This is a genomic window from Pseudomonas parakoreensis (assembly GCF_021602155.1).
In the GTDB taxonomy this organism is placed as follows: domain Bacteria; phylum Pseudomonadota; class Gammaproteobacteria; order Pseudomonadales; family Pseudomonadaceae; genus Aquipseudomonas; species Aquipseudomonas parakoreensis.
This window is the reverse complement of sequence record NZ_BQHY01000030.1, coordinates 1-26,310: the sequence shown is the minus strand read 5'-3', so window position 1 is coordinate 26,310 and position 26,310 is coordinate 1. Positions and strand designations below refer to the sequence as shown.

At 60.9% G+C, this 26,310-nt stretch carries 13 protein-coding genes and 1 rRNA gene; 10 read left to right on the top strand and 4 right to left on the bottom strand.

The annotated features are described in order from the left end of the window. Positions 1 to 8,953 (top strand): immunoglobulin-like domain-containing protein (locus L6D63_RS27235; protein ID WP_236170461.1); only part of this gene is annotated, 8,953 nt, incomplete at its 5' end. Positions 8,954 to 9,100: 147 nt separating this feature from the next. Further along, positions 9,101 to 9,439, top strand: coding sequence for a hypothetical protein (locus tag L6D63_RS27230; protein WP_041070910.1), 339 nt, complete (start codon positions 9,101 to 9,103; stop codon positions 9,437 to 9,439). Between the two features lie 151 nt (positions 9,440 to 9,590). On the opposite strand, the gene lapD is transcribed toward L6D63_RS27230, so the two are convergent. Both lapD and lapG read right to left on the bottom strand, forming a co-directional pair. Next, positions 9,591 to 11,537, bottom strand: coding sequence for a cyclic di-GMP receptor LapD (gene lapD, locus L6D63_RS27225; protein WP_131670821.1), 1,947 nt, complete (start codon positions 11,535 to 11,537; stop codon positions 9,591 to 9,593). 14 nt (positions 11,538 to 11,551) lie between these two features. After that, positions 11,552 to 12,244: a cysteine protease LapG gene (lapG, locus tag L6D63_RS27220; RefSeq protein WP_007962016.1), complete on the bottom strand. Its 693-nt coding sequence runs from the start codon at positions 12,242 to 12,244 to the stop codon at positions 11,552 to 11,554. A gap of 197 nt (positions 12,245 to 12,441) precedes the next feature. On the opposite strand from lapG, the gene L6D63_RS27215 reads away from it, so the two are divergent. The 5 genes from L6D63_RS27215 to L6D63_RS27195 all read left to right on the top strand — a co-directional run bounded on the left by L6D63_RS27215 (position 12,442) and on the right by L6D63_RS27195 (position 19,519). Next, complete coding sequence (locus L6D63_RS27215) at positions 12,442 to 13,152, top strand: GntR family transcriptional regulator (RefSeq protein WP_095667878.1); 711 nt, start codon at positions 12,442 to 12,444, stop codon at positions 13,150 to 13,152. A 768-nt stretch (positions 13,153 to 13,920) separates the two neighbouring features. Then, a complete protein-coding gene (locus L6D63_RS27210) occupies positions 13,921 to 14,697 on the top strand; it encodes a DUF3050 domain-containing protein (RefSeq protein WP_047290710.1) in 777 nt (258 codons plus the stop codon). Next, on the top strand, positions 14,694 to 15,623 hold the full coding sequence (locus L6D63_RS27205; RefSeq protein WP_131670820.1) for a diiron oxygenase: 930 nt from the start codon (positions 14,694 to 14,696) through the stop codon (positions 15,621 to 15,623). The genes L6D63_RS27210 and L6D63_RS27205 overlap by 4 nt, the downstream gene beginning before the upstream one ends. Before the next feature lie 13 nt (positions 15,624 to 15,636). Next, positions 15,637 to 19,029 carry a non-ribosomal peptide synthetase gene (locus L6D63_RS27200; RefSeq protein ID WP_131670819.1) on the top strand — a complete coding sequence of 1,131 codons (3,393 nt, stop codon included), beginning with the start codon at positions 15,637 to 15,639 and terminating at the stop codon, positions 19,027 to 19,029. A 22-nt stretch (positions 19,030 to 19,051) separates the two neighbouring features. Next, the gene (locus tag L6D63_RS27195; RefSeq protein ID WP_047290707.1) at positions 19,052 to 19,519 is read left to right on the top strand and encodes an SRPBCC family protein; all 468 of its coding nucleotides are present in this window, start codon (positions 19,052 to 19,054) and stop codon (positions 19,517 to 19,519) included. 146 nt (positions 19,520 to 19,665) lie between these two features. On the opposite strand, the gene L6D63_RS27190 is transcribed toward L6D63_RS27195, so the two are convergent. Then, the gene (locus L6D63_RS27190; RefSeq protein WP_047290706.1) at positions 19,666 to 21,546 is read right to left on the bottom strand and encodes a methyl-accepting chemotaxis protein; all 1,881 of its coding nucleotides are present in this window, start codon (positions 21,544 to 21,546) and stop codon (positions 19,666 to 19,668) included. A gap of 312 nt (positions 21,547 to 21,858) precedes the next feature. On the opposite strand from L6D63_RS27190, the gene L6D63_RS27185 reads away from it, so the two are divergent. From L6D63_RS27185 to L6D63_RS27175, 3 genes are all read left to right on the top strand, one after another. Continuing rightward, on the top strand, positions 21,859 to 22,359 hold the full coding sequence (locus tag L6D63_RS27185; RefSeq protein ID WP_047290705.1) for a sigma-70 family RNA polymerase sigma factor: 501 nt from the start codon (positions 21,859 to 21,861) through the stop codon (positions 22,357 to 22,359). After that, a complete protein-coding gene (locus L6D63_RS27180) occupies positions 22,359 to 23,360 on the top strand; it encodes a FecR domain-containing protein (RefSeq protein WP_131670818.1) in 1,002 nt (333 codons plus the stop codon). The genes L6D63_RS27185 and L6D63_RS27180 overlap by 1 nt, the downstream gene beginning before the upstream one ends. A gap of 87 nt (positions 23,361 to 23,447) precedes the next feature. Continuing rightward, positions 23,448 to 25,949 carry a TonB-dependent siderophore receptor gene (locus tag L6D63_RS27175; RefSeq protein WP_131670817.1) on the top strand — a complete coding sequence of 834 codons (2,502 nt, stop codon included), beginning with the start codon at positions 23,448 to 23,450 and terminating at the stop codon, positions 25,947 to 25,949. 243 nt (positions 25,950 to 26,192) lie between these two features. On the opposite strand, the gene rrf is transcribed toward L6D63_RS27175, so the two are convergent. Continuing rightward, a 5S ribosomal RNA gene (rrf, locus tag L6D63_RS27170) occupies positions 26,193 to 26,308 on the bottom strand. Between the last annotated feature and the right edge of the window lie 2 nt (positions 26,309 to 26,310).

Here is a 26,310-nt window from a genome sequence, read left to right as displayed (position 1 = left end):
CACCACCGCGCCGAATGACGTATTGACCGGTCATGCACCGTTGACCAACGCCATTACTAACGTGACCGGCGGCAACTACGAAAATCTGGTGGCCGACAAGACCCCGGTCAGCACCACCGTGACCGACACTGTCGACACCACCAACCTTTCCCTGAGCGCAACCAACTCGGTCGCCGAGGGTGGTTCGATCATCTACACCGCAACCCTGACCAACGCCGCTGGCTCGCCAGTGACCGTGACGTTGAGCAACGGTGCAGTCATCACCATCGACGCGGGCAAAACCACTGGCACTGTGACCGTTCCGGCACCTGCCGATGACGTGTACAAAGACGCCGGCACCATTCAGGCAACGATCACCAACGCTACCGGTGGCAACTTCGAAAATCTGGTACCGAGTACTGTGCCGGCTGTGACTCAGGTCACCGACACCATTGATACCACCACGGTCAAACTGACCGCGACCGAGTCTGCTGCCGAAGATGGTACCGTCACCTACACCGCGACCGTTGGTGCGCCGGTGACTGGCTCGCCAGTCGTGGTGACCCTGGCCAACGGTCAGAACATCACCATCGAAGTCGGCAAAACCACCGGCACCGTAACCACCACCGCACCGAACGATGCGCTGACCGGTCATGCGCCATTGACCAACGCGATCACTGACGTGAGCGGTGGCAACTACGAGAACCTCGTTGCCGACAAAACCCCGGTCAATACCACGGTCACCGATACAGTCGACACCACCAACCTGTCGCTGTCCGCGACCGGTACCGTGGCCGAAGGTGGCTCGATCGTTTACACCGCGACCCTGACCAACGCCGCTGGCTCCCCAGTCACCGTGACCCTGTCCAACGGCGCGGTGATCACCATCGAAGCCGGTAAAACTACCGGTACCGTGACTGTTCCAGCTCCGGCCGATGACGTTTACAAAGACGCGGGTAAAGTCGAAGCGACCATCTCCAGCGCTACTGGTGGCAACTTCGAGAATCTGGTGCCTAGCACGGTTCCGGCCGTCACCAACGTTACCGACACCATCGACACCACCACGGTCAAACTGACTGCGACCGAGTCTGCGGCTGAAGGTGGCACCGTCACCTATACCGCTACCGTGGGCGCACCAGTGACCGGTTCGCCTGTGGTCGTGACCCTGGCCAACGGTCAGAACATCACCATCGAAGTCGGCAAAACCACCGGCACCGTCACCACCACCGCGCCGAACGATGCGCTGACCGGCCATGCGCCGCTGACCAACGCCATCACCGACGTGAGCGGCGGTAACTACGAAAACCTTGTGGCGGATAAAACGCCGGTTTCGACTAATGTCACCGACACCGTCGACACCACCAACCTGTCGCTGTCCGCGACCGGTACCGTGGCCGAAGGTGGCTCGATCGTTTACACCGCAACCCTGACCAATCCGGCCGGGACTCCGGTGACCGTGACCCTGTCCAACGGCGCGGTGATCACCATCGAAGCCGGTAAAACCACCGGTACCGTGACTGTTCCAGCTCCGGCCGATGACGTTTACAAAGACGCCGGTAAAGTCGAAGCAACCATTTCCACCGCGACCGGTGGCAACTTCGAGAACCTGGTGCCGAGCACCGTTCCAGCCGTCACCAACGTCACCGATACCATCGATACCACCACGGTCAAACTGACTGCGACCGAGTCTGCGGCTGAAGGTGGCACCGTCACCTATACCGCAACCGTCGGTGCACCGGTAACCGGTTCGCCAGTGACCGTGACTCTCGCCAACGGCCAGAACATCACCATCGAAGTGGGTAAAACCACCGGTACTGTAACCACTACAGCACCGAACGACGCGCTGACCGGCCATACGCCGTTGACCAACGCCATCACTAACGTGACCGGTGGCAATTACGAGAATCTGGTCGCCGACAAAACCACGGTTTCGACCACCGTTACCGATACAGTCGACACCACCAACCTGTCGCTGAGCGCAACCAATTCGGTCGCCGAGGGTGGTTCGATCATCTACACCGCGACCTTGACCAACGCCGCTGGCTCGCCAGTCACCGTGACGTTGAGCAACGGCGCCGTGATTACCATCGAAGCGGGCAAAACCACTGGCACTGTGACCGTTCCGGCACCTGCCGATGACGTGTACAAAGACGCCGGCACCATTCAGGCAACGATCACCAACGCTACCGGTGGCAACTTCGAAAATCTGGTACCGAGTACTGTGCCGGCTGTGACTCAGGTCACCGACACCATTGATACCACCACGGTCAAACTGACCGCGACCGAGTCTGCTGCCGAAGGTGGTACCGTCACCTACACCGCGACCGTTGGTGCGCCAGTGACTGGCTCGCCAGTCGTGGTGACCCTGGCCAACGGTCAGAACATCACCATCGAAGTCGGCAAAACCACCGGCACCGTCACCACCACCGCACCGAACGATGCGCTGACCGGTCATGCGCCATTGACCAACGCGATCACTGACGTGAGCGGTGGCAACTACGAGAACCTCGTTGCCGACAAAACCCCGGTCAACACCACGGTCACCGATACAGTCGACACCACCAACCTGTCGCTGTCCGCGACCGGTACCGTGGCCGAAGGTGGCTCGATCGTTTACACCGCGACCCTGACCAACGCCGCTGGCTCCCCAGTCACCGTGACCCTGTCGAACGGCGCCGTGATCACCATCGACGCCGGTAAAACCACCGGCACCGTGACCGTTCCGGCTCCGGCTGATGACGTCTACAAAGACGCCGGCACCGTTGAGGCCACGATCAAGAGCGCGACTGGCGGCAATTTCGAAAACCTGGTGACCAGCAACACCCCGGCCGTGACCAGCGTCACCGATACCATCGATACCACCACGGTCAAACTGACCGCGACCGAGTCTGCGGCTGAAGGTGGCACTGTCACTTACACCGCGACCGTCGGTGCGCCAGTCACCGGTTCGCCGGTTGTGGTGACTCTGGCCAACGGTCAGAACATCACCATCGAAGTCGGTAAAACCACCGGCACGGTGACCACCACCGCGCCGAATGACGTATTGACCGGTCATGCACCGTTGACCAACGCCATTACTAACGTGACCGGCGGCAACTACGAAAATCTGGTGGCCGACAAGACCCCGGTCAGCACCACCGTGACCGACACTGTCGACACCACCAACCTGTCCCTGAGCGCAACCAACTCGGTCGCCGAGGGTGGTTCGATCATCTACACCGCAACCCTGACCAACGCCGCTGGCTCGCCAGTGACCGTGACGTTGAGCAACGGTGCAGTCATCACCATCGACGCGGGCAAAACCACCGGCACCGTCACCGTTCCGGCTCCAGCGGACGACGTCTACAAAGACGCCGGTACCGTGCAGGCGACCATCAAGTCGGCGACAGGTGGCAACTTCGAAAATCTGGTACCAAGCACCACGCCGGCCGTAACCAACGTCACCGACACCATCGACACCACTGGGGTGAAACTCACCGCCACTGGCACCGTGGCTGAAGGTGGCACCGTCACCTACACCGCCACCGTCGGTGCGCCAGTCACGGGTTCGCCTGTCGTTGTGACACTTGCCAACGGCCAGACGATCACCATCGACATCGGCAAGACCACCGGCACCGTGACCGCCATCGCGCCGAACGATGCGCTGACCGGCCACGCGCCGTTGACCAACTCGATCACTGACGTGACTGGCGGCAACTACGAAAATCTGGTGGCCGACAAGACGCCGGTCAGCACCACTGTGACCGACACTGTCGACACCACCAACCTGTCCCTGAGCGCCACTAATACGGTCGCCGAGGGTGGTTCGATCATTTACACCGCAACCCTGACCAACGCGGCCGGCTCGCCAGTCACCGTGACTCTGTCGAACGGCGCCGTGATCACCATCGACGCCGGCAAAACCACCGGCACCGTGACCGTGCCGGCTCCGGCTGACGACGTCTACAAAGATGCCGGCACCGTCCAGGCCACCATCACCAATGCCAGCGGTGGCAATTTCGAAAATCTGGTACCAAGCACCACGCCAGCCGTGACCAGTGTCACCGACACCATCGACACCACCACCGTGAAGCTGAGCGCCACCGGCACCGCAGCGGAAGGCGGCAACGTTGTCTACACCGCCACCGTCGGTGCACCTGTGACAGGCTCGCCAGTCGTGGTGACCCTGGCCAACGGCCAGACGATCACCATCGACATCGGCAAGACCACCGGCACCGTGACCACTGCTGCGCCAAACGACGCGCTGACCGGCCACGCTCCACTGACCAACGCCATCACCAACGTCAGCGGCGGCAACTACGAGAACCTCGTGGCCGACAAAACGCCGGTCAGCACCACCGTGACCGATACCGTCGACACCACCAACCTGTCGCTGTCCGCGACCGGCACCGTGGCCGAAGGCGGCTCGATCGTTTACACCGCAACCCTGACTAACGCCGCTGGCTCGCCAGTGACCGTGACACTGAGCAACGGCGCCGTGATCACCATCGACGCCGGCAAAACCACCGGCACCGTCACCGTCCCTGCTCCGGCCGACGACGTCTATAAAGACGCCGGCACCGTGCAGGCCACGATCAAGACTGCCACCGGTGGCAGCTTCGAAAATCTGGTACCAAGCACCACGCCAGCCGTGACCAGCGTCACCGACACCATCGACACCACTGGCGTGAAGCTCAGCGCCACGGGCACCGTGGCCGAAGGTGGCACCGTCACCTACACCGCCACCGTCGGCGCACCTGTGACTGGCTCGCCAGTCGTGGTGACCCTGGCCAACGGCCAGACGATCACCATCGACATCGGCAAGACCACCGGCACCGTGACCAGCATCGCGCCAAACGATGCACTGACCGGCCACGCGCCGTTGACCAACTCGATCAGCAACGTGACCGGCGGCAATTACGAAAACCTCGTGGCCGACAAGACCCCGGTCAGCACCACCGTGACCGACACCGTCGACACCACCAGCCTTTCGCTGAGCGCGACCCCGGCGGTGAACGAGGGCGGCCAGATCACCTACACCGCGACCCTGAGCAACGCCGCCGGCTCGCCAGTGACCGTGACCCTGAGCAACGGTTCGGTGATCACCATCGACGCCGGCAAAACCACTGGCACCGTGACCGTTCCGGCTCCGGCTGACGATGTCTACAAAGACGCCGGCAGCGTGCAGGCGACCATCACCAACGCCAGCGGTGGCAACTTCGAGAACCTGGTACCGAGCACGACACCGGCCGTCACCAGCGTCGCCGATACCATCGACACCACCACCGTCAGCATCACCGGCAGCACCTCGGTGACCGAAGGCCAGACCGCCAGCTACACCGTCAGCCTGACCCACCCGGCGCAAACCGACGTGACCCTGAAAATCGTCTACAGCGGCACCGCCGCCGACGGTTCGGACTTCACTGGCGTGTACACCGTGAAGATCCCGGCAGGCGCCAGCAGCGCGCAGTTCAACGTCGCGACCATCGATGACAAGATCACCGAAGGCACCGAGAACTTCGTGGTCAAGATCGACTCGGCCACCGGCGGCAACTTCGAGAACCTGGCTGTCAGCAGCACCAACGGCAGCGTCAGCACCTCGATCATCGACAACGATGCGCCACCGGTCATCGACCTGGATGCCAACAACTCCAGCGGCGCCACCGGTGCCGACTACAAGGTGACGTTCACCGAAAACACCCCGGGCGCCGGCGTGTCGATTGCCGACACTGACCTGACGATCACCGACCCGGACAGCACCATGCTGACCGGTGCGACCATCGTCCTGACCAACCGTCAGGACGGCGATGCGCTGAACCTTGGCAACAGCGTCAACGGCATCACCATCAATGCCAACAGCACCAACGGCACCGTGACCCTGACCCTGTCGGGTAACGCGACGCTGGCCGACTACATGCAGGCCATCAAGAACATCACCTTCACCAACAGCAGTGAAGACCCGAGCACCGTGCCACGGATCATCACCGTGACCGTGACCGATGGCGGCAACTACTCCAACACTGCGACCACCACGGTCAACGTGGTGGCGGTCAACGATGCGCCGGTTGCAGCGCCAGTCAACGTCACCGGCACCGAAGACACCCCGCTGATCCTCGGCTGGTCGACTTTCGGTGTGACCGACGTGGACAGCCCGGCCAGCAGCCTGGGGATCAAAATCACCCAACTGCCGGGCGAAGGCAAACTGCAGTACCTGGACGGTTCGACCTGGAAAGACGTCGCCAACAACCAGACCTTCAGCAAGGCTGACATCGACGCGGGCAAGCTGCGCTTCCTGCCGGATGCCAACGAGTCGGGCGTCAACGGTTACGGCGGCACCGGCATGGGCAACAACCAGGCCGACTACGCGCAGATCAAGTTCCAGCCAACCGACGGCCAACTGCTGGGCAACACCGGCACCGTGAAGATCGACATCACGCCAGTGGCGGATGCACCGACCGTGAGCGTGGCCGACAACAGCGTGAAATCCACCGGACTGGTCAAGGAAGTCTGGACCGGTCTGGCGGGCCTGGGTACCAGCGGCAATGGCGCTGACTCGACCACGCTGAAAAACGTGATCGATGGCGCCGGCACCCCGAACTCCAGCACCAACGTGACCAACGTGCAGTCGGACGGCAGCGTGACCGCCGGCACCGCGTCGAAAACCTCGGGCCTGATCTATCTGGAAGCCGGCAAGACCTACAGCTTCAGCGGCGTGGCTGACGACAGCCTGCTGATCACCATCGGCGGCAAGAGCGTGGCGTCGGGCACCTGGGGCGCGGGCGGTACGATCAGCGGTTCGTTTACCCCGACCACCAGCGGCTACTACACCCTGGACATCTACCACCACAACCAGAGCGGCCCGGGCAGCTATGACGTGAACCTGTCGGTCAACGGCAGCACGCCGATCGACCTGAGCAGCGCCGGCGTGCCGATCTACACCGGCGTGCAGGATCTGGTGAACGCCGGTGTGACCGTCTCCGACCTGCACGGTACCAACGGCGAAGGCTATTACGACGGCTACAAACTCAACACCGGCGCCGAAGGCACCACGGTGAAACTGTCGGCGATCAACACCGCGCTGACCGACACCGACGGCTCGGAAACCCTGAGCGTGAAGATCAGCGGTGCGCCGGTCGGTTCGGTACTCTCCGACGGCCATGGCCACAGTTTCACCGTTACCGCGAGCAACGGCGAAGCCAACGTCACCGGCTGGAGCCTCGGCAGCCTGACCGTGACCCCGCCGACCTACTACAACGGCCAGTTCAACCTGACCGTGACGTCGACTTCCACCGAGATGGTCGGCGGCTCGGCCAGCAGCACCGCGACGATTCCGGTCACCGTGGTGCCGGCGGTGTACAACGCCGTGGTCGGTACTTCGGGCGATGACACCTTCAACGGCACCGACGGCAACGACATCATGGTCGCCGACATCGGCGGTCTGACTGTGGTGCCGGGTACCAACTACAACATTGCGTTCATGGTCGACAGCTCGGGCAGTATGAGCACCTCGTCGATCAACGCGGCCAAAGACTCGCTGACCTCGGTGTTCAACACCCTCAAGCAGAGCCTGGGCGGCAGCAACTCGGGGACCGTGAACATCTTCCTGGTGGACTTCGATACTCAGGTCAACAAGTCGGTCTCGGTGAACCTCAACGACCCGAACGCGCTCACCCAGCTCAAAGCCGTACTCGACTCGATGACCTCCGGTGGCGGCACCAACTACGAAGACGTGTTCAAGACCACGGCCAACTTCTTCCAGAGCACGGAAGCGCTGGCCAACACCGGGGCGAAGAACCTTACCTACTTCATCACCGACGGCCAGCCGACCTACTACCAGAGCGGCGAGCAGACCAACCCGACGCTGTATGGCAGCGTGAAGTTCGACAGTGTGGTCACGACCAGCAACTACAAGCTGGGCGATACCTTCAGCACCTACATCGACAACACGCATTACCTGAGCATCAACTCCAGCGGTTATGCCCAGTTGCAGACCTACAACGGCCGCGGCTGGACCACCACCAACCTGGGCACGGTTCACGCTCAGGGTGACGGCACCTACGAGCTGTCGAGCCTGGCCGGCACTGGTAACAGCACCACGACTGCCACCACCGACAACTCCAGCAGCAGCTTCGCCTTGCTCAGCGGTCTGTCGAACGTCGAAGCCATCGGTATCAACAGCGGTGTCAGCCTCAACGACCTGAAACCGTATGACTCGGATCACTTGCCGCAAACCAACATCGATCCGAAGGATCTGGCCAACTCGATCATCGGCCATACCGAAGCGACGATGCCGGGCAACGACACTGTCAGCGGTGGCGACGGCAACGACATCCTGTTCGGCGACCTGGTGAGCTTCAACGGCATTGCCGGTGAGGGTTATCAGGCGATGCAGGCGTTCGTGGCCAAGGAAACCGGGGTTGACGTCAGCAAAGTCACCACCAGCAACGTGCACCAGTACATCACCGAGCACTATCAGGCGTTCGATGTCTCCGGTGCGCACGATGGCAACGACACGCTGCTGGGTGGCGCAGGCAATGACATCCTCTTCGGCTCGGGCGGCAACGACCTGCTCGACGGCGGCAAGGGCAATGACATCCTGCTCGGCGGCACCGGCAACGACACGCTGATCGGTGGCCAGGGCAACGACATCCTGATCGGTGGTTCCGGTGCCGACACCTTCGTCTGGAAAGCAGGCGACACCGGCAACGACGTGATCAAGGACTTCAACGCCAGCGAAGGCGACCGCATCGACCTGCGTGACCTGTTGCAGGGCGAAACCGGCAGCACCATCGACAACTTCCTGAAGATCACCACGGTTGATGGCACGTCGTCGCTGCAAGTCAGCTCGGCGGGCAAGTTCAACTCCGGCGACGCGGCAGCCGCCACGCCGGACGTGACGATCAAACTGGAAGGCAACAACTGGTCGAGCGCCAACATTCACAACCTGATCGCCGGCAGCGATCCGACCATCAAGGTCGACCACAACAACAGCTGATGCGTGTACAAAACGGCCGCCCCTTGGGGCGGCCGTCACGTTTGCGGCTAACTCGGCGGTGACGATTTCGTCGCCAGCCCGCATACTCGCGCGCAGTTGGCCTATGCTGCTGACAGCATGACGCTGGTTCTTTCTGAGGGATGCTCAATGTTTTACGTGCAACGCGATGCGCAGGGTCAGTTGATTCGCGTGGAAGCGGCGGCCTACGCCGAGGCCACGGAAACGCTGCCGGCCGACCACCATGACATCCAGGCCTGGTTCGCCAACGCGGCCGTGGAAAACAGCCTCAAACAGCTCAAGCAGAGCGACTTTGAAATGATTCGGGTACTCGACGACCTGATTCAGGTGCTGACCCAGAAGGGCGTGATCCGCGTCACCGACCTGCCGCCGGCGGCGCAAGCCAAACTGATGGACCGGACCCAGGCACGGGAAGCGTTGGGCGGGTTGAGCCAGTTGATCGATGAAGATGAAGGCGGGCTGATCTGATCCCGAATCTTCGTTGACTGATCTGGCCTCATCGCGGGCAAGCCCGCTCCCACAATGGGATGGGTTACCGCAGTTATGTGAACGACACAAAATCCTGTGGGAGCGGGCTTGCCCGCGATGGCGGCATCACTGACGCCACGCGGACAACGGCTCAGCTCCAGGGCTTGGGCTCACCAAACAGCTGCCCCTGCACCCCATACAAGCCCATCTCGCGAATCACCGACAATTCCCCTTCAGTCTCGACGCGCTCGGCAATCAGCGGCAGATCAATACTATGCGCCGCCCGCTGAATGGCCTCGATGAACAGACGCTTGTCACTTTCCTGATCGATCGCACGAATATAGCTGCCATCGATCTTCAGATACGCCAGCCCCAGCCGCGCCAGGTTGCCGATCATGCTGAAGCGTCCACCAAAGCGCTGCAGGCTCAGGGAGAAACCGAGTTCACGCAGACGCCGGGTCAACTGCTCCAGCACCGCTTGCTCCGGCAGTTGCTCCTCACCGATCTCCAGCGTCAGACGCTCGCCGAGGTCGGAGTGCGCGCGCAGAATCTCGAACACCTTGTTCAATGCCTGTGGATCGGCCAGGGTTGCCGAGGACAGGTTCAGCGCCAGCGAATCCTCATGCGCTTTCATCTGCTCCAGCACACGCTCGAGCATCAAGCGGTCGAGTCGTGCGGTCCAGCCGAAACGCTCGAGCCACGGCAGGAAGCGCCCGGCGGGAATGGTCTGGCCCTGCTCATCCAGCAAGCGCGAGACCACTTTGTAATGCAGCACCAGTTGCGTGTCCTGCGCAGCCACCACCGGTTGGAAGTACAACTCGAAGCGTTGCTGATTCAGTGCCTGATCGAGCAATCGATGCCAGGCGTGGTGATCGTCGCCAACCTCGGCCACCAGGCTCTGATCGATGCACGCCCAGTTCTGCTCGCCCTGCCCCTCGGCCTGCGCCAGCGCCTGATCACCCAGGGTCAGCACTGCTTGCGGTGAATCGCCGTGGGCAAACGGGGCGAGGCCGATGGAGGCCACGGCCGGCACATCAGTGGCGCCGGTGGCGTGCAGGCTGCTCAGCGCACTGTCGAGGTTTTGCGCCAGTTGCAGCGCCTCTTCACGCACCAGCCCTGGCGCCAGTACGGCGAACTCACCGCCGCGGATGCGCGTCACGAGGTTCTGGGTTTCCGGGTATTTGGCGCATTCGCGGGACAACTGCTCGCCGACGGCTTTCAACAGTTCATCCGTGCGCTGACCGCCCAGGCGCTGGTTGAGCCCGGCCAGATCCTTGACCCGCAACAACAGCAGGTAACCGGAACTGGCCTGCTCCGGGTTGCTCACCCGATTGTGCAGTTGCATCTCGAAATAGCGCCGGTTGGCCAGCCCCGTGAGATTGTCCTGATAAGACTCGGCGCGCAGTTTTTCACTGCGCTCGGCCTGTTCCTGGAACAACGCCTTGAGCTTCTCGACCATCTGGTTCATCGCCTGCACCACGCGCCGCAGTTCCGGGGTGCGCGGCAGCTCCGGCAGGCTGAGGAACTCGCGACGGGCGATGGCGTGGGACTGTTTGACCATGTAATCCAGCGGGCGCAATTGCCGGCGCAGCAGCAACGCACCGAGCACCGCACTGACCGCGCCGCACAGCAACAGCCAGCCGAGGCTGCCCAACGCGCTCTGCCACAGCTTGGCCACGGCAAACATCGGGTGGCTGACCACCTCGACCCGCGCGGCCTGCTCCCAGCCACGGCTGACCAAGGCATCGCCACCGGCCGGTTCCAGGCCGATCAGTTTGACGAACCAGTCAGGCACATTGCTCACCGCCGGAATCCCGCTGCGCTCGACGATGGTCTGGTCGGTCTTGAGGTCGACCACACGGATGCTCGCGTAATAACCGCTGTCGAAAATCGAGCTGACCAGCAGCTCGACCATCGCCGGGTCGTCGATATTCGGCGTCAGCGACAACGCCAGCGCCGTGGCAGCGTCCTGGGCATGGGAGCGCAGCTGGTTGACGTACTGGGTGCGCGAGCTCTCCAGACTGACCATGAAGCTGCCGGTGAAGGCGACCACCAGGAACAGACAGATAGCGATCAACAGCTGTTTGAACAAAGACATCTGAGCGCGTGCTCCTAGTTAGTCGTTTCGACCGGAAAACCTTCGGCCTGCATTTTCTTCAGCACATCCTGCCAGCGCGACAGGCGTTTGGTGTCACCGACCTTTTTGTTGCCCTTGGCTCCCGGCAGGTACAGACCTTCGGCATTGAAAGAGTAGACCGGCAGCAAATCGGTTCGCTGGGACGCAGGCTGAATCGGATCGATCAGACTGTCGAGCACCAGCGGCATGGCATCGGGGGTGGCGTAGTAAGTCAGTACCATGTGCGCGCGATTCTGGCGCAGCGCCTTGACGTAGGTGATGCGCAGCTTGTCACTGGAGACCCCGAGATGGCGCAGGCTGAAATACTTGGCGATCGCGTAGTCTTCGCAATCGCCGGCGCCTTTCCACAGCGCTTCGATGGGCGTCTCCCAATAATCGACCTGGCCCCACAGATCGATGTCCTCTACATAGCGCACCTGTTTGTTGAAAAACAGGTTCACGACTTTCAGTTTTTCCATCTCGCTGACCTGTTTCTGCGTGGCCAGCAGGTTCTGCCAGGCATCGATCCGCTGCTGCCCGGCGCCCAGCGGCCCGTACAGCGCCGTGGCTTTGCGGCTGATCGCGGAAAAATCCCAATCGGCATGCAGACCGCCCAGCATGACGCCGGCCAGCAGCAGTGCGCAGCCTAGCCAGCGCAAAGTCCGAGGGATCGCGAAACGTACCGCCACAGCAGGTTTCCAAGGGGGCAGGAAGGAAAGCGTTTGATGGTGAAGCTTAGCCCGGCAAAAAACAATGGCACCATGAGATCATCGCCAGCGCGCTAAACTTTACTCAGGACAGCAATCCTTTACATGGTTTGACAACCTGTAGAGCAATCACTAGTGTCTTTGGATCCAAATTCCGTCTTCATTCAGGGTGAGTAGTTGTGACACAGAAGCCCAACCCGCTGCACAGCATCAAAGTCGATGGGCCGATTCCTGCACATCTTGCCCGTTCGATCATCGAGGAGACGTTGCGCTCGGCGATCCTTGACGGTCGTTTACCGTGCGGCACCGCCCTGCGTCAGCAGGATCTGGCTGACTTGTTCGGGGTCAGCCGCATGCCGGTGCGCGAGGCTCTGCGTCAGCTGGAGGCCCAAGAGCTGCTGAGCGTCACGACCCACAAAGGCGCTGTGGTTGCCCCGTTGATTCAGGGCGACGCTACTGAAACCTACGAGTTGCGAATCCTGCTCGAATCCGAAGCCATGCGCCAGTCGGTTCCGCTGCTGACCAGCGCCGATCACGCGCTTGCCGCCGGTTATATCGAAGCACTCGAGACCCAGCACGACTACAGCGAAATCGGTCGACTCAATCGCCTGTTCCACATGGCCTTGTACCGCAAGGCGCCGAATCAGCGGTTGCTGCGACTGGTCGAAGACGGCCTGAACGAAGAAGAGCGGTTTCTGCGTTTCAACCTCGAAGCCATGGGACTGGGCAAACTGTCCCAGGAAGATCACCGGGCGATGCTCCAGGCCGTGATCGAACGCGATGTCGAACTGTCGGTGAAGCTGCTCACACAACACCTCAACCGTGGCGTCGAGGTGATCACCCGTTACCTCGCCAGCCCTGCCGGACAACACCGCAAGACGGTCCGCTGATGCCTTCAACGCCGGTCTCAGTCGCTCGCAGCTGACCGGCGAATAACCCGCTTACAAATCCTCTCTACGGTCTGCCGCAAACCCGGTGGCGGATTCGCCTGTTCGCTCTAACCTCCCAGCGCCCCCATAAGTCCGGTAATGCAGCTCGCCGCGGACGAATCGGTCATAGCCGTCCCGCCAATTTACCCGCACTCTTGAACAGCCAACCCATGAAGAACGGGGACGCACCGCACCGCCGGCGCAGTCCTCGCACCAGGAACCTACGGAAGGAGCCTTGCCACGGGATAAAAGGAAGTTACGGCGCCGTTCCCGGCCAACTTTCACCCCTATACATAACTTCAATTCTTGTATCGAAAAGTTGCTCTGAGTGAGGCATTCACTCTTGTCTTCAATTTTGGCCACTGTTCGCCGAAAGGAGTAACTACGCCCAAGTAAAACTTAATTAATAAGTTTTACCGGACCAACTCATACTTAAAAAACAGCGAACTTAAAATAATTAAAAATAAACTTGTTAAGTTATTTGATGATGTATTAGTTTTTCCTCGCCGAGCAGGTTAAACCCCGCAAACACGGCACGGCTCCGCATTCAGCTGACAGCCATGGCAAATAGTCGCCCTGGCACAGCCCAGAGCCTCCAATGCAATTTTCACACGTTCATTTAACTGAATGAGGCCAGCGCTCGCCAATATAAAAGTTTAAACCCCAGACAGTCTGCGTTGACGCACCGAACGAGCAACTTTCTCTATTCCAATAACACCGAGGTTAGCCATGACGCCAACTAAAGAACAACTCGCCCTGATAAAAGCTCAATTGAGCGTTCATCCGATCTTTACTGAAATCGATTCGTTATCGGTACTGCGCCGGTTCATGGAATCCCACGTCTTCGCCGTCTGGGATTTCATGTCGCTGACCAAGCGTCTCCAACAAGAACTGACCTGCACCCGTCTGCCGTGGCTGCCGCCGCGTGACCCGCATGCTGCGCGGCTGATCAACGAGATCGTGCTCGGCGAAGAGTCCGACGACCGTCCCGCTCACGGCCATTACAGTCATTTCGAGCTGTATCTGGACGCCATGCGCGAAGTCGGTGCGAGCACCACGGCAGTCGAACGCTTTGTCGCGCTGCAACAGGAGGGCGTGAGTTACGACGTCGCCCTGCAAAGCGTGGAAGTGGATCCGGCAGCAGCAAAATTTGTTCGCGAGACGCTGAACACCGCGCTGCATGCGCCAGGCCACAGCGTCGCTGCCGCGTTCCTGCATGGTCGCGAGAGCGTCATCCCGACCATGTTCCAGCGCATCCTCGATGACTGGGGGATCGGTATCGAACAGGCGCCGACCTTTCGCTACTACCTGGAGCGCCACATCGAGGTCGATTCCGAAGATCACGGTCCGGCGGCGGAGCAACTGCTTGAGCGTCTGGTCGATGGCGATCCGCAACGCGAAGCCGAAGTCTACGCCAGTGCCATCGCGGCGGTGGAAAGCCGCATCGCCTTATGGGACGGCCTGCGTCTGAGCATGCGCGAATCGTTGGCGGAGGTGGCCCAATGAACGCCGCCGATTACCAATCCTTCGCCGACGCCTGGGAAAGCCGCGCCACCATCCGCACCCGGCCACGGCGCGTACTGGAAGACGATGAGCGCCTGATCTATCCGTTGAGCCGCCAGCCCCTGGTGCTCAGCGACACCTTTCTGCGCGAGTGCCCGCAACAGCGGGATTTTGCCCTGGTGCAGACGCTGTACAAGTTCATCAACGACGTGGTGATTTTCGAAACCGAGATCGTCGACAAGACCGCGCGCAGTATCGCCAAGAATCGCTTTGCCGTGGCCTTCCCGTTCGCCTGTCGCTACGACGCCATGACCGTGGTGGTGGACGAGGATTACCACGCGCTGGTGGCGATGGACTTCATGCAACAGACCGTAGCCATGACCGGCATCGAGCCGATCGAACTGCCCACTGAAATTGAACTGAGCCGGGCGATTCCTGCCGCTGTGGCGTTGGCGCCCGAGCACCTGCGCAGCGCGGTGGAGCTGATCTGCGTGGCGATCGCCGAAAACACCGTGACCGGCGACGTCGCCGCGTTTGCCCGTGACGACACGGTCAAGCCGTCGATCAAAGGCCTGATGGCCGATCACTTGCTGGATGAGGGACGGCATTCCAGTTTCTGGGCGCGCATGGTGCGCATCTATTGGCACACCGCCAGTGACGCGGACCGGGCAACCATCGCGCAGATCCTGCCGGTGTTTATCGGCCATTACCTGACCAACGACATTCAAAAGTCCTTCGATCTGCGCCTGATCGACGCCTTGCCGGTCAGCGATACCGTGCGCCGTTCCCTCAAGGACGAGATGGCCGGCCTGGTCTTCCCGATCAATCGCCATCATCCGCTGGTGGGCAACATCGTGCGTTTTTTCCACAGCAGCTCGCTGCTCGACACGCCCTGCGTGCAGCACGCCCTGCGCGACTATCTGGTTTGATGAGGAGGCTGACATGAGACGTCTCGACATTTTGCTGATTGGCGCCAGCCAGGCCATGACCGACCTGGCGCAGGAACTCGAACAACACGGTCACACCTTGCTGCGCAGCGGCGCGGCGCAATCGCCGGTGGATCTGATCATCGACGATGGCTTCATCGGCGCCGGCGATTTCTGCGCCATCCCGCACCTGCATCTGCGCCTGGGTATCGGTTCGCCTAGCCTTGGCGGTTTACCGACGCTCGACCTGCTGTGCTTCCTCGGCTCGTCTCTGATCAGCCGTGTGCCGATTGGCGATGAGCCGTCCGGCAACGGGCAGGCTCTGCGTCAGCGGGTGCTGACGCAGGTGGTTGACGAAGTCGCGCTGCTGGTCAGCCGTTTCTCCCGCGATGCCGAGTATTTCCAGCAGGTGATGCCCGCCACGGCAGCGGATTTCGAACAGGTGGAAGACCTGCGGTTTCTCGACAGCCTGGCCTACGTCCATCGCCTTAACGACACGGCCAACCCGATACTGCTCAAGCAGGCGCAGATACCGCTGATCGAGCGTCTGCAACGCAGCCTGATCGAACACGCCGAGCGACCGGCGCTGCACCTGGCCGAGCAGTCGCTCAGCTATCGCCAGTTACACGCCCACAGCTGTGCGATCCAGCAACGCCTGCTGCCATTGCTCAAACAACATCCGCAGCCGTGGATCGTAGGTATCTGTCAGCCGAAAAGCCCGGCGCTGTTTGCCTCGATTCTGGCGGTGCTCGGCAGTGGCGCGGTGTACCTGCCGCTGGAGCCGAGCCATCCGTTGCAGCGCCAGCAATACATCCTGCAGAACGCTGGCGCGGTGTTGCTGCTGCACGATGGCGAGCACCCGCTCAGTGAGTCAATGCCCGGTCTGGATGTCAGTTGTATCGACAGCGCGGATGCGGATCTCAGCCAACCGTTGATGCGTCAACCGCCGACGCTTGAAGCACCGTGCATGGCGCTCTACACCTCAGGCACTACCGGGCATCCGAAGGGCGTGCTGCTGAGCCAGGCGAACCTCGCGCACTTTACCGCGTGGTACGCCGATTACGTGCAGTTGCGCGCCGAAAGCCGGGTGTTGCAGTTCTCTTCGCTGAGCTTCGACTCATCGCTGATCGATATCTTTCCGACGCTGCTGCAGGGCGCCGAACTGGTGGTGCCCGACGACACCCAGCGCCGCGATCCGCTGCAACTGGTGGCGTTGATCCGCCGCCGGCAACTGACCCACGCGTTCCTGCCGCCAGCGCTGCTGAGCATCCTGCCGCTGGAGCAATTGCAAGGCGTGGAAGTAATGACCGGTGGCGACGTCTGCGAGCCCTTCGTCATCGAGCAACTGACCCGTCAGGGCAAGCTGCATAACCTGTACGGCCCCACCGAAGCGACGGTGCTGATTACCGCTCGCCAACTCAAACCGGGTGACAGTAACCGCACTCTTGGCGCACCGATTGCCAACAGTCAGGTGCTGATTCTCGATGACGACCTGCAACCGGTGACGGAGAACACCGTCGGCGAATTGTTCATCGTCGGTCCCGGCGTCTGCCTCGGTTACTTGAACAACCCACAGCAGACCGCCGAGCGCTACCTGACCCTGCAACTGCCGCACGGTGAGAGCTTGCGCGCCTACCGCAGTGGCGACATGGCCAAGTGGGGCGAACACGGTATCGAGCTGTGCGGACGGCGCGACAATCAGGTGAAAATCCGTGGTTTCCGGGTCGAGCCGGAAGAGATCGAACGCTGCCTGCGCGAGAGCCAGTTGTACCGTCAGGTGGCGGTGGTGATCGACAGTCAGCGGCGGATTCTGGCGTTCCTTGCGCAGCCGCAGTCGGACGCTGCCCGCGATCTATTGAAGGCGCATGCCCAGCAGTTTTTGCCGGACTACATGCAACCGGTGGCGTGGACTGAACTGCCGCACATGCCATTCGCCAGCAACGGCAAGGTCGACCGCAAGGCGTTGCTGGAACTGCCGGTGAGCGTGCAGGACAGCGGCCCGAAATGCCTGCCGGCAAATGCCGACGAAGCGCTGCTGCTGGAGATCTGGGCGGAACTGCTGGAGCTGCCCACCAGCGATATTTCCACCGACGAAAGTTTCTTCAACCTCGGTGGGCATTCGATCCTGCTGTCGCGCATGTTGCTGCGTTTGCGTGAGGAATTCGGCCGTAGCATTTCGATCAACCGCTTCATCGAATTGCCGACCATCATCAAGCTCGCAACGCTGGTGCGCGGGACCGATGACAGCGCGGTGCTCAGCGCCCAGGCCATGGCCGACGCCGAACGCCCGCTGAACATCGAGCCGTTGCCGATCAGTCGCCTGGGCGATGTGCACAAAGTGATCGTCACCGGCGCCAACAGTTTTGTCGGCGTACACATTGTCGAAGCGCTGCTCGGCTGGGGCGCCAGCGAGGTGGCGTGTCTGGTGCGTGACGGTGGCGGACAAACGGCGGCGCAGCGGTTTGCCCAGGCGTTGCGCGAGAACCGCCTGGAGCATCTGGACCTGAGCCGGGTGCGGATCTACTCGGCAGACATCACCCGCCCGCAACTGGGCTTGGCCGACGCCGATTATCAGCGCCTGGATCGCGAGTTCGGCGCACTGGTGCACAACGCCGCCAACGTCAACCATGTGCTCGATTACGAGTCGCTGGCCGCGGATAACGTCGAGCCGATTTTCGAGCTGCTGCGCCTGTGTGAAGGGCGCAGCAAAAAGGTCTTCAACTTTGTCTCGACGCTGTCCGCTTCCAGCACCATCGATAGCGAAGGCCGCGTACTCGAACTGCCCGCCGCACCGACCCCGCCGATCTACATCCGCAATGGCTACAACCTGTCGAAGTGGGTCGGCGAGCGCATCCTTGAGCGGGCGCGCGCGCGTGGGGTGTGGGTCAACCTGTATCGCCCCGGCAACATCAGTTTCAACAGCCTGAGCGGCGTCTGCCAACCGCACAAGAACCGTTTGATGCTGATGCTCAAGGGCTCGATCCAGCTCGGTCAGGTGCCGGCCTTCGCACTGAATTTCGACCTGATGCCGGTGGACTTTCTCGCCCGTTTCATCGCCTTCCACGCCAGCCGTTATTCGAGCGAGCGAGCGGTGTTCAACCTGCACAACCCCGAGCCGCTGAGTTGGGATGCCTACGTCGCGTCGTTCCGCGAAACCGGCAGCGAATTTTCGCTGGTCAGTGTCGCCGACTGGCAACAGCAACTGGGCCGGGTCGACGCCGACAACGCGCTGTTCGGCGTGCTTGGTTTCTACCTCAACGGCTTCGAGGAAGACATCGGCGACATCTCCCTGATCGGCCACGCCAACGCCCACGCCGGGGTGCAACAGATGGGCGCGCAATACCCGGAAAAATCCCCGGCGCTGCTGCGTCGCGGCTGCGATTACCTGAAACAGATCAACTTCATCTAGTTCATCAAAAAGGAGCAACACCATGAGCAATCTGCAACCCGACACCTTGATCAAAAACCCGCACGGCTGCCACGTTGTGTCGTCGGTGGAAGTGCCGGCGGACGCGGCGCAGGTTTGGGCGGTGGTCGGCAATTTCGCCGCTTTCGACCGGTTTATTCCGGCGTTGTCGCACATCGAAATGACCGGTGAAGGCGTGTCCTCGCTGCGCAAGAAGGTCTTCAAGGACGGCAACGTGGTGGTCGAGCAACTCAACTCCCGCGATGAGCAGGCGCGCGCCATGACCTGGACCACGATCTACAACACGCTGGGTGTGGCCAATCTGTGGGCGGCGATGAATGTGGAATCTTTGGGGGCGGGCAAGTCGCGGGCGACCTGGACAATCATTGCCGAACCGGCCAGCGGAGGTGCCGAGGCGCTGCCGGGGTTCAAGGATTTCGTGCAGGGGTTTGCCGATGATGCGATGGGGAATGTGCTGAAGCTGTTTGTCTAAGGCTTCGGATTGGCAGTGATTGCACCGCCACTATCGCTGGCAAGCCAGCTCCCACAGGCTCCAGGTCGGTCACAGATGTTGTGTTCGCCAGAAATCCTGTGGGAGCGGGCTTGCCCGCGATGAACGATAACGCGGTCTGCTAGACGTCAGATCTTGAAGCTGTCGACCAACTGCTTCAACCGATTCGCCTGCTGCGACAACGCATCACAATCCTTCAACGTTTCATTGAGGTTGGCGACGCTCTGCTGGTTCAGCAGGTTGATCTGGTTGACGTCGACGTTGAGGGTTTCCACCACCGCCGTCTGCTCCTCGGTCGCGGCAGCCACCGACTGGTTCATGCCGTCGATTTCACCGATGCGCTGGGTCACGCTGACCAGGCGCAGGCCCGCCTGATTGGCCACTTCAACGCTCTCTTCGCTGGACGCCTGACTGGCGTTCATGGTGGTCACCGCTTCACGGGAACCGACCTGCAACGAAGTGATCATCTTGTGGATCTCCTCCGCCGACTCCTGGGTGCGATGCGCGAGGTTACGCACTTCGTCCGCCACCACGGCAAAACCGCGTCCGGCTTCACCGGCACGGGCCGCTTCGATGGCCGCGTTGAGCGCCAGCAGGTTGGTCTGCTGCGAGATGCCTTTGATCACATCGAGGATGTGGCCGATGTTGTCGGTGCTGGCATTGAGGGTTTCGATCTGAGTGCACGACAGGCTGATCTTCTGCGACAGCTCGGTCATCGCCTGAATGGTCTGCTCGACCACCTGACGACCGTCATCAGCCTGTTCGCTCGCGCCGCTGGCGTGTTGCGAAGCGTCGGCGGCGTTGCGGGCGATTTCCTGAGTCGCGGCGCCCAACTGGTTGATCGCGGCGGCCACGCTATTGGTACGGGCGCTTTGTTCGTCGGAACCAATGATCGAGGCGTTGGACGATGCCATCACCCGTTGCGACAGGTCGTGTACATGACGGGTGGCCGACGACACTTCGGAGATCGACGCGTGAATGCGCTCGACGAACTGGTTGAACGAACTGCCCAGTTCAGCGAACTCATCCTTGCCTTGCACGACCAGACGACGAGTCAGGTCGCCTTCGCCCTGGGCGATGTCCTGCATCGCACGACCCATGGTGGTCAGCGGACGCATCAGAACGTTGATCAGCAGGCTCAGCAGCAGCGCAATCGCAGCGACCGCGACGAACATCGCGATCAACGCCGAAGTGCGGAACTGGCTGAGCGCGGCGTAGGCCTTGTCACGATCGATCGACAGGCCGATGTACCAGTCGGCATTCGGCAAGCCGCTGACCGGGGTGAACGACAGGATGCGCTCCTGGCCGTTGAGTACCACGTTCTGGTTGCCCTTCTCGATGCGCACGCCGGCGTTCGGGTAGATGTCCTTGAGGTTCTTCATTACCTGGTCTTTGTCCGGGCTGACGATCACCTGGCCGTCACCGCTGACGAGGAATGCGTGACCGAGGCCACCGAAGTCCACCGAATTGATGATCTTCACCAGGGTTTCCAGGCTCAGGTCACCGCCGACCACACCCAGCAGTTCGCCATTGTTTTTCACCGGCATGGCGATGGTCACCACCAGACCACCGACCGCCGCCATGTACGGCGGCGTCAGCATGGTTTTGTCGGCAGCGACGGCTTGCTTGTACCAAGGGCGCTGACGCGGGTCGTAACCGTCGGGCATCTTCGCGTCAGGGCGCTGGGTGAACACCCCGTTGGCTTGACCGACGTAGGTGAACTGGAAGTTCGAGGTGAAGGCCGGTTGATCGACCAGCCCCGGGAAGTCGGCGTTCTTGCCCTGATGGGCAACGTTTTGCGCGAGGTTTTCCAGCACCAGAATTCGCCCGCTCATCCAGTTCTGCACGCTGCTGGCGGTCAGATCGCCGGCCTGCTGCACGGACGACTGAAGATTCTGGCCGATGGTGTTGCGCTGCAGATAGTCGTTGTAGAGGGTGAACAAAGCGAAAGCCAGGACCACGACGCCCGAGGCGGCCAACAGGATTTTATGGCTGAACTTGAGATTCATTTCATGGGACTTCTTATGCAAAAGTGGGGATGCGTTCCGGGATGCAACATTCCATGTACAGCGCAGGCGGCGTTCTGACGGCCGCTCTACTTTGGTGCACGCATGTCTCACCAGTCTGTCGGCACGCTTCGGAGAAAACTTAGCGCTTTGCAGGAAATGCACGGTATTTCAGCCAGATTCCCGCCGAACGGCGTGCCAGAGCGTTCGCCGGTCATTTCTTGGTGACTGTTTTTGCAGCGCCGGTTGCAAATTCTGTAGCCCTTGATGACAATGCGATTAATTATCATTTGTGACGTTCGGGCTGTTGCGTTCATGTCCTCACCTGAGTTTGCAGTGCAGGCGCTTTACCGGAGTCATCACGGCTGGCTCAACGCCTGGCTGCGAGCGCGACTGGGCAATGCCGCGGATGCGGCGGATCTGGCCCAGGACACCTTCGTCCGTCTGCTGCAGCGCAGCGAACGCCTGGAACTGAAAGCACCTCGCGCATTTTTACGCACCATCGCCCGTGGTCTGGTGATCGACCTCTGGCGTCGTGAAGAAATCGAACGCGCCTATCTCGAAACCATCGCCCACTTGCCCGAAGCCGAAGCCCCAAGCGCCGAAACCCGCGCGCTGGTAATCGAATTGCTTGAAGACATTGCGCGCATGCTCGAAGGCTTGCGGCCGAAAGTGCGTCAGGCGTTTCTGCTGGCGCAGTGCGAAGGCTTGACCCACAAGCAGATCGCCGCGCGAATGGGCTTGTCTCTGCGCTCAGTCGAACGTTACATCGCCGCTGCGCTGTATCACTGCTACGTGTTGCGGTACGCAAGTTGATGCCAGTGGATAACAACTCGGTCGGGCGTCGCGCCGAGCCGCCGCAACAGGTGGTCAAGCAAGCCATCCACTGGTTGCTGCGCCTGCGCAACAACCATGGCAATGCGCGCCTGAGTCATCAGTGCGATGCGTGGCGCGCCGAACATCATGAACATGAACTGGCCTGGCAGCGCGTGCAGTCGCTGCAGGCCGAACTGAGCCATAACCTGCGCGCAGCGCCCGGCGCCCAGGTCGCGTTCAATACGCTGGAAAACAGTGCGCAAGGACTGGGCCGGCGACAAGCCTTGAAGCTGCTGTCCGGCGCGGTGCTGATGGGCTCCGCGGCATGGCTGGCCAAGGACACCTCCGTGTGGCAGCAGTGGCGCGCTGATTACGCTACGGCGACCGGCGAGCGTCGCGGGTTCCAGCTGCCCGACGGCACGCGGATCGAGCTGAACACTGCCAGTGCGGTGGATCTGGACTACACCGCGCAGCAGCGGTTGATCAAACTCAATCGCGGCGAAATCATCGTCACATGCGGTGGTAACGATGAAGGCGCGGCGTTCAATCGGGCGCTACGCGTACAAAGTCGTCACGGCGTTTATGAGCCGACCCACGCCCGCTTCATCCTGCGTCAGGACAGTGATTGCACGCGGCTGAGCGTCACCCACGGCCGTGTGACCATTCATAGCGCTGGCACCTTGGTTGAGTCACTCGCCGGGCAGACCTACCTGATCGATCACCACCAGGTACGCCCGGCGCCGCCACCTGATATGGACGCGGGCGCGTGGGTCGACGGTCTGATCGTCACTCGCAATATGCGCCTGGGCGATTTTCTCAACGAGGTCGGACGTTATCGTCCAGGTTTCGTGACGTGCGCGCCGGCGGTGGCAGATTTGCGCCTGTCCGGCGTGTTCCGCCTGGAGGACACCGACAAGCTGTTGGGCATTTTGCCGCAGACGTTGCCGGTGCAGTTGCGCTATCGCACCCGGTGGTGGGTAATGATTGAGGCAGTGGCCTGAAATTATTTTGGCGGTTTTTTGCGGCAAATCCGGCTTGGTCAGTAAGCACCTCCATTCCGCTTTAGCGACTTGCCACGGAAACCGACAATGACTGTCCGCATCACCTGTAAAAAACCTCTGCATTTCACTGCCGAAGCAGCCCTGTTACGCCACGCCGTTCGCGCCGCCCTGCTCTCCACTGCTCTGGGCACCGGAGTGTTGCCTGCCCTGAGCCTCGCCGCTAATGCCAGTGAAGCGAGCAGCCATCGCTACAACATTGGCGCCGGCCCCTTGGACGAAGCACTGAACCGGTTTGCGCGCGAGGCGGGTATTACCTTGTCGATGACACCCCAGCAAACGCAGGGGCGGCAGTCGCCAGGCGTGCAGGGCGAATATTCAACCGATCAAGCGTTGAGCCATTTGCTGAGTGGCTCGGGTCTGGAAGCGGTCAGCCAGGATGGCGCCAGCTACATTCTGCACTCAGTCAGCGACAGCGATGCACTGGCGCTGCCGGCCACTGATATCAAAGGCTTCGCTCTCGGAAATGCACTGGGCAGCATGGAGGGCTACAACGCCACCCACAGCCAGATCGCCACCAAGACCAGTACCGCGCTGCTGGAAACGTCACAAAGCGTATCGGTGGTGACTCGCGAGCAAATGGACGATCAAGGCTCGCAGACCGTCTCCCAGACGATGCGTTATACCCCCGGCGTGCTGACCAATCCTTACGGCGCGACGCATCGATACGACTATGTGGCGATGCGCGGTTTCAACGACGGTTCGGTGGACAACATCTATCTCGACGGCCTCAAGTCGATGGGTGACAGCGGCACCTACAGCACCATGCAGGTCGATCCGTATTTCCTTGAACGCGTGGATATTCTCAAAGGCCCATCGTCCGTGTTGTACGGTCGCAGTTCGCCCGGTGGCCTGGTGGCGCTGACCAGCAAAAAACCGTTGTACGAGGCCTATCATCAAGTTCAGGCCACGGTCGGCACCCAAGGCCAGCGCGGTGTCGGTTTTGACTTCAGCGGTCCGGTCGATGACGACAAGCGCATCGCCTATCGTCTGACCGGTTTGACGGATCAATCCGACACGCAATTCGACCACAACAAGGAAAAACGCTTCGCTCTCGCCCCAACCCTGAGCATCGATTTCACTGAAGACACTTCGCTGACACTGCAGGCGTATCTACAACACGATCCGGATGGCGGCTACCACGGCGGCGTGCCGGCAGACGGGACGATTCATCAGCGCAACGGCAACCGCATCTCGCCGCACTTCTTCGAGGGCGAGCCGGGAGTTGATGGGTATTCGCGGGATCAGCAGTCGTTTGGCTATCAGTTCGAACATCGCTTCAACGATGTCTTCACGGCACGGCAGAATTTCCGTTACCTCGACTCCAAAGTGAACATGGATCAGGTCTACGCCTATGGCTGGACGACGCCAACCAGCAACGAACTGAACCGCTATTACACCGGCGGCGATGAGCGTCTGCATGCGTTCATCGTCGACAACATGCTGCAGGCCGAATTCTTCACCGGTGCCACCAAGCACACCGTGTTGATGGGCGCAGATTATCAACGGCGCAAAACCGTGGTCGACTGGACCAGCGGCGGCCTGGCGCCGATCAATGCCTTCGATCCGGTCTACGGTAATTCGGCGATCGACATGTACGGCGAGACCCGCTATCTGCGCCGCCTGGAACAAACCGGCGTATACCTGCAAGACCTGATCGAGATGGACCAGTGGCGCTTCTCACTCGGCCTGCGTCAGGACTGGGTCGAGACGTCGGATGAGAACCGTCTCGCCGAAGCGGGACGGCCAGTGGGCACCGAAATCAACGACCGCCGCACCAAACTGACCGGCCGCGCTGGCGCGTTGTATCTGTTCGAAAACGGCTTGGCGCCGTACATCAGCTATTCCGAGTCGTTTAACCCGAACTCGTATGCTGACAGCGCCGGCAATCCACTGCCGCCAACCGACGGAACGCAATGGGAAGTCGGCCTGAAGTACCAGCCGCCAGGCACCGACAATCTGTTCACCGCCTCGCTGTTCCATATCGATCAGGAGAACCTGGCGACCAAGCTGCCCCAGGAAAATTTCTACCGTGCTGTCGGCGCCGTGCGTTCGCAAGGTCTGGAACTGGAAGCGCACATGCAGGTGACCGACAACCTGAAAGTGCTCGGTAGCTATACCTTCACCGATATCGAGTATTCGAAGTCGATGGTCAGTACCCTGAGTACGCCGACCGACGTAATCGAAAACAAAGGCAACTCGCCGACTCAGGCACCGCGGCACATGGCATCGTTGTGGGCCGACTACAAGTTCGATAGCGCGGCACTCGATGGCCTGCGTTTAGGCGGTGGTGTGCGTTATGTCGGTTATAGCTGGGCGGATGCGGAAAACACACTGAAGGTGCCGTCTTACACGTTGTTCGACGCATCGATCGGTTATGACCTGGGCAAGGTCGGCTTGAAGGGCGTCGACGTTCGATTGAACGCGAACAACCTGACCAACGAGTCTTACGTGGCCTCCTGCGCCAGTCTGAGCTTTTGCTACATGGGCGAAGAGCGCAACGTCGCGGCCACGGTCAGCTACCAGTTCTGAACCTTAGCCTTATGCATAAAAAAGCCAGCCCCTGATCATTCAGGGGCTGGCTTTTTCGATTTTAAGGGCGCCGTTCAAACGGCCTCAGCTGAGGCGCTGTGATTACCCCCGTGACAAACCGTTCCGGAAGAAGTAATCGGTTGCGTGGAAGATCAATACGGCTCGCAAAGCGGCCTGATTTTTTATTTCCCTGAAACGACAAAACCCCTGTCTGCGTTAGCAGACAGGGGTTCTGGAATTTAATCTTGACGATGACCTACTCTCACATGGGGAAACCCCACACTACCATCGGCGATGCATCGTTTCACTTCTGAGTTCGGGATGGGATCAGGTGGTTCCAACGCTCTATGGTCGTCAAGAA

What these genes read in the sequence shown, in the direction of transcription:
- L6D63_RS27195 (WP_047290707.1), top strand. Translation starts at nt 19,052, where the DNA reads ATGAGCAATCTGCAACCCGACACCTTGATCAAAAACCCGCACGGCTGC.
- L6D63_RS27190 (WP_047290706.1), bottom strand. Translation starts at nt 21,546, where the DNA reads ATGAATCTCAAGTTCAGCCATAAAATCCTGTTGGCCGCCTCGGGCGTC.
- L6D63_RS27175 (WP_131670817.1), top strand. Translation starts at nt 23,448, where the DNA reads ATGACTGTCCGCATCACCTGTAAAAAACCTCTGCATTTCACTGCCGAA.
- L6D63_RS27185 (WP_047290705.1), top strand. Translation starts at nt 21,859, where the DNA reads ATGTCCTCACCTGAGTTTGCAGTGCAGGCGCTTTACCGGAGTCATCAC.
- L6D63_RS27230 (WP_041070910.1), top strand. Translation starts at nt 9,101, where the DNA reads ATGTTTTACGTGCAACGCGATGCGCAGGGTCAGTTGATTCGCGTGGAA.
- lapD (WP_131670821.1), bottom strand. Translation starts at nt 11,537, where the DNA reads ATGTCTTTGTTCAAACAGCTGTTGATCGCTATCTGTCTGTTCCTGGTG.
- L6D63_RS27210 (WP_047290710.1), top strand. Translation starts at nt 13,921, where the DNA reads ATGACGCCAACTAAAGAACAACTCGCCCTGATAAAAGCTCAATTGAGC.
- L6D63_RS27205 (WP_131670820.1), top strand. Translation starts at nt 14,694, where the DNA reads ATGAACGCCGCCGATTACCAATCCTTCGCCGACGCCTGGGAAAGCCGC.
- L6D63_RS27200 (WP_131670819.1), top strand. Translation starts at nt 15,637, where the DNA reads ATGAGACGTCTCGACATTTTGCTGATTGGCGCCAGCCAGGCCATGACC.
- L6D63_RS27180 (WP_131670818.1), top strand. Translation starts at nt 22,359, where the DNA reads ATGCCAGTGGATAACAACTCGGTCGGGCGTCGCGCCGAGCCGCCGCAA.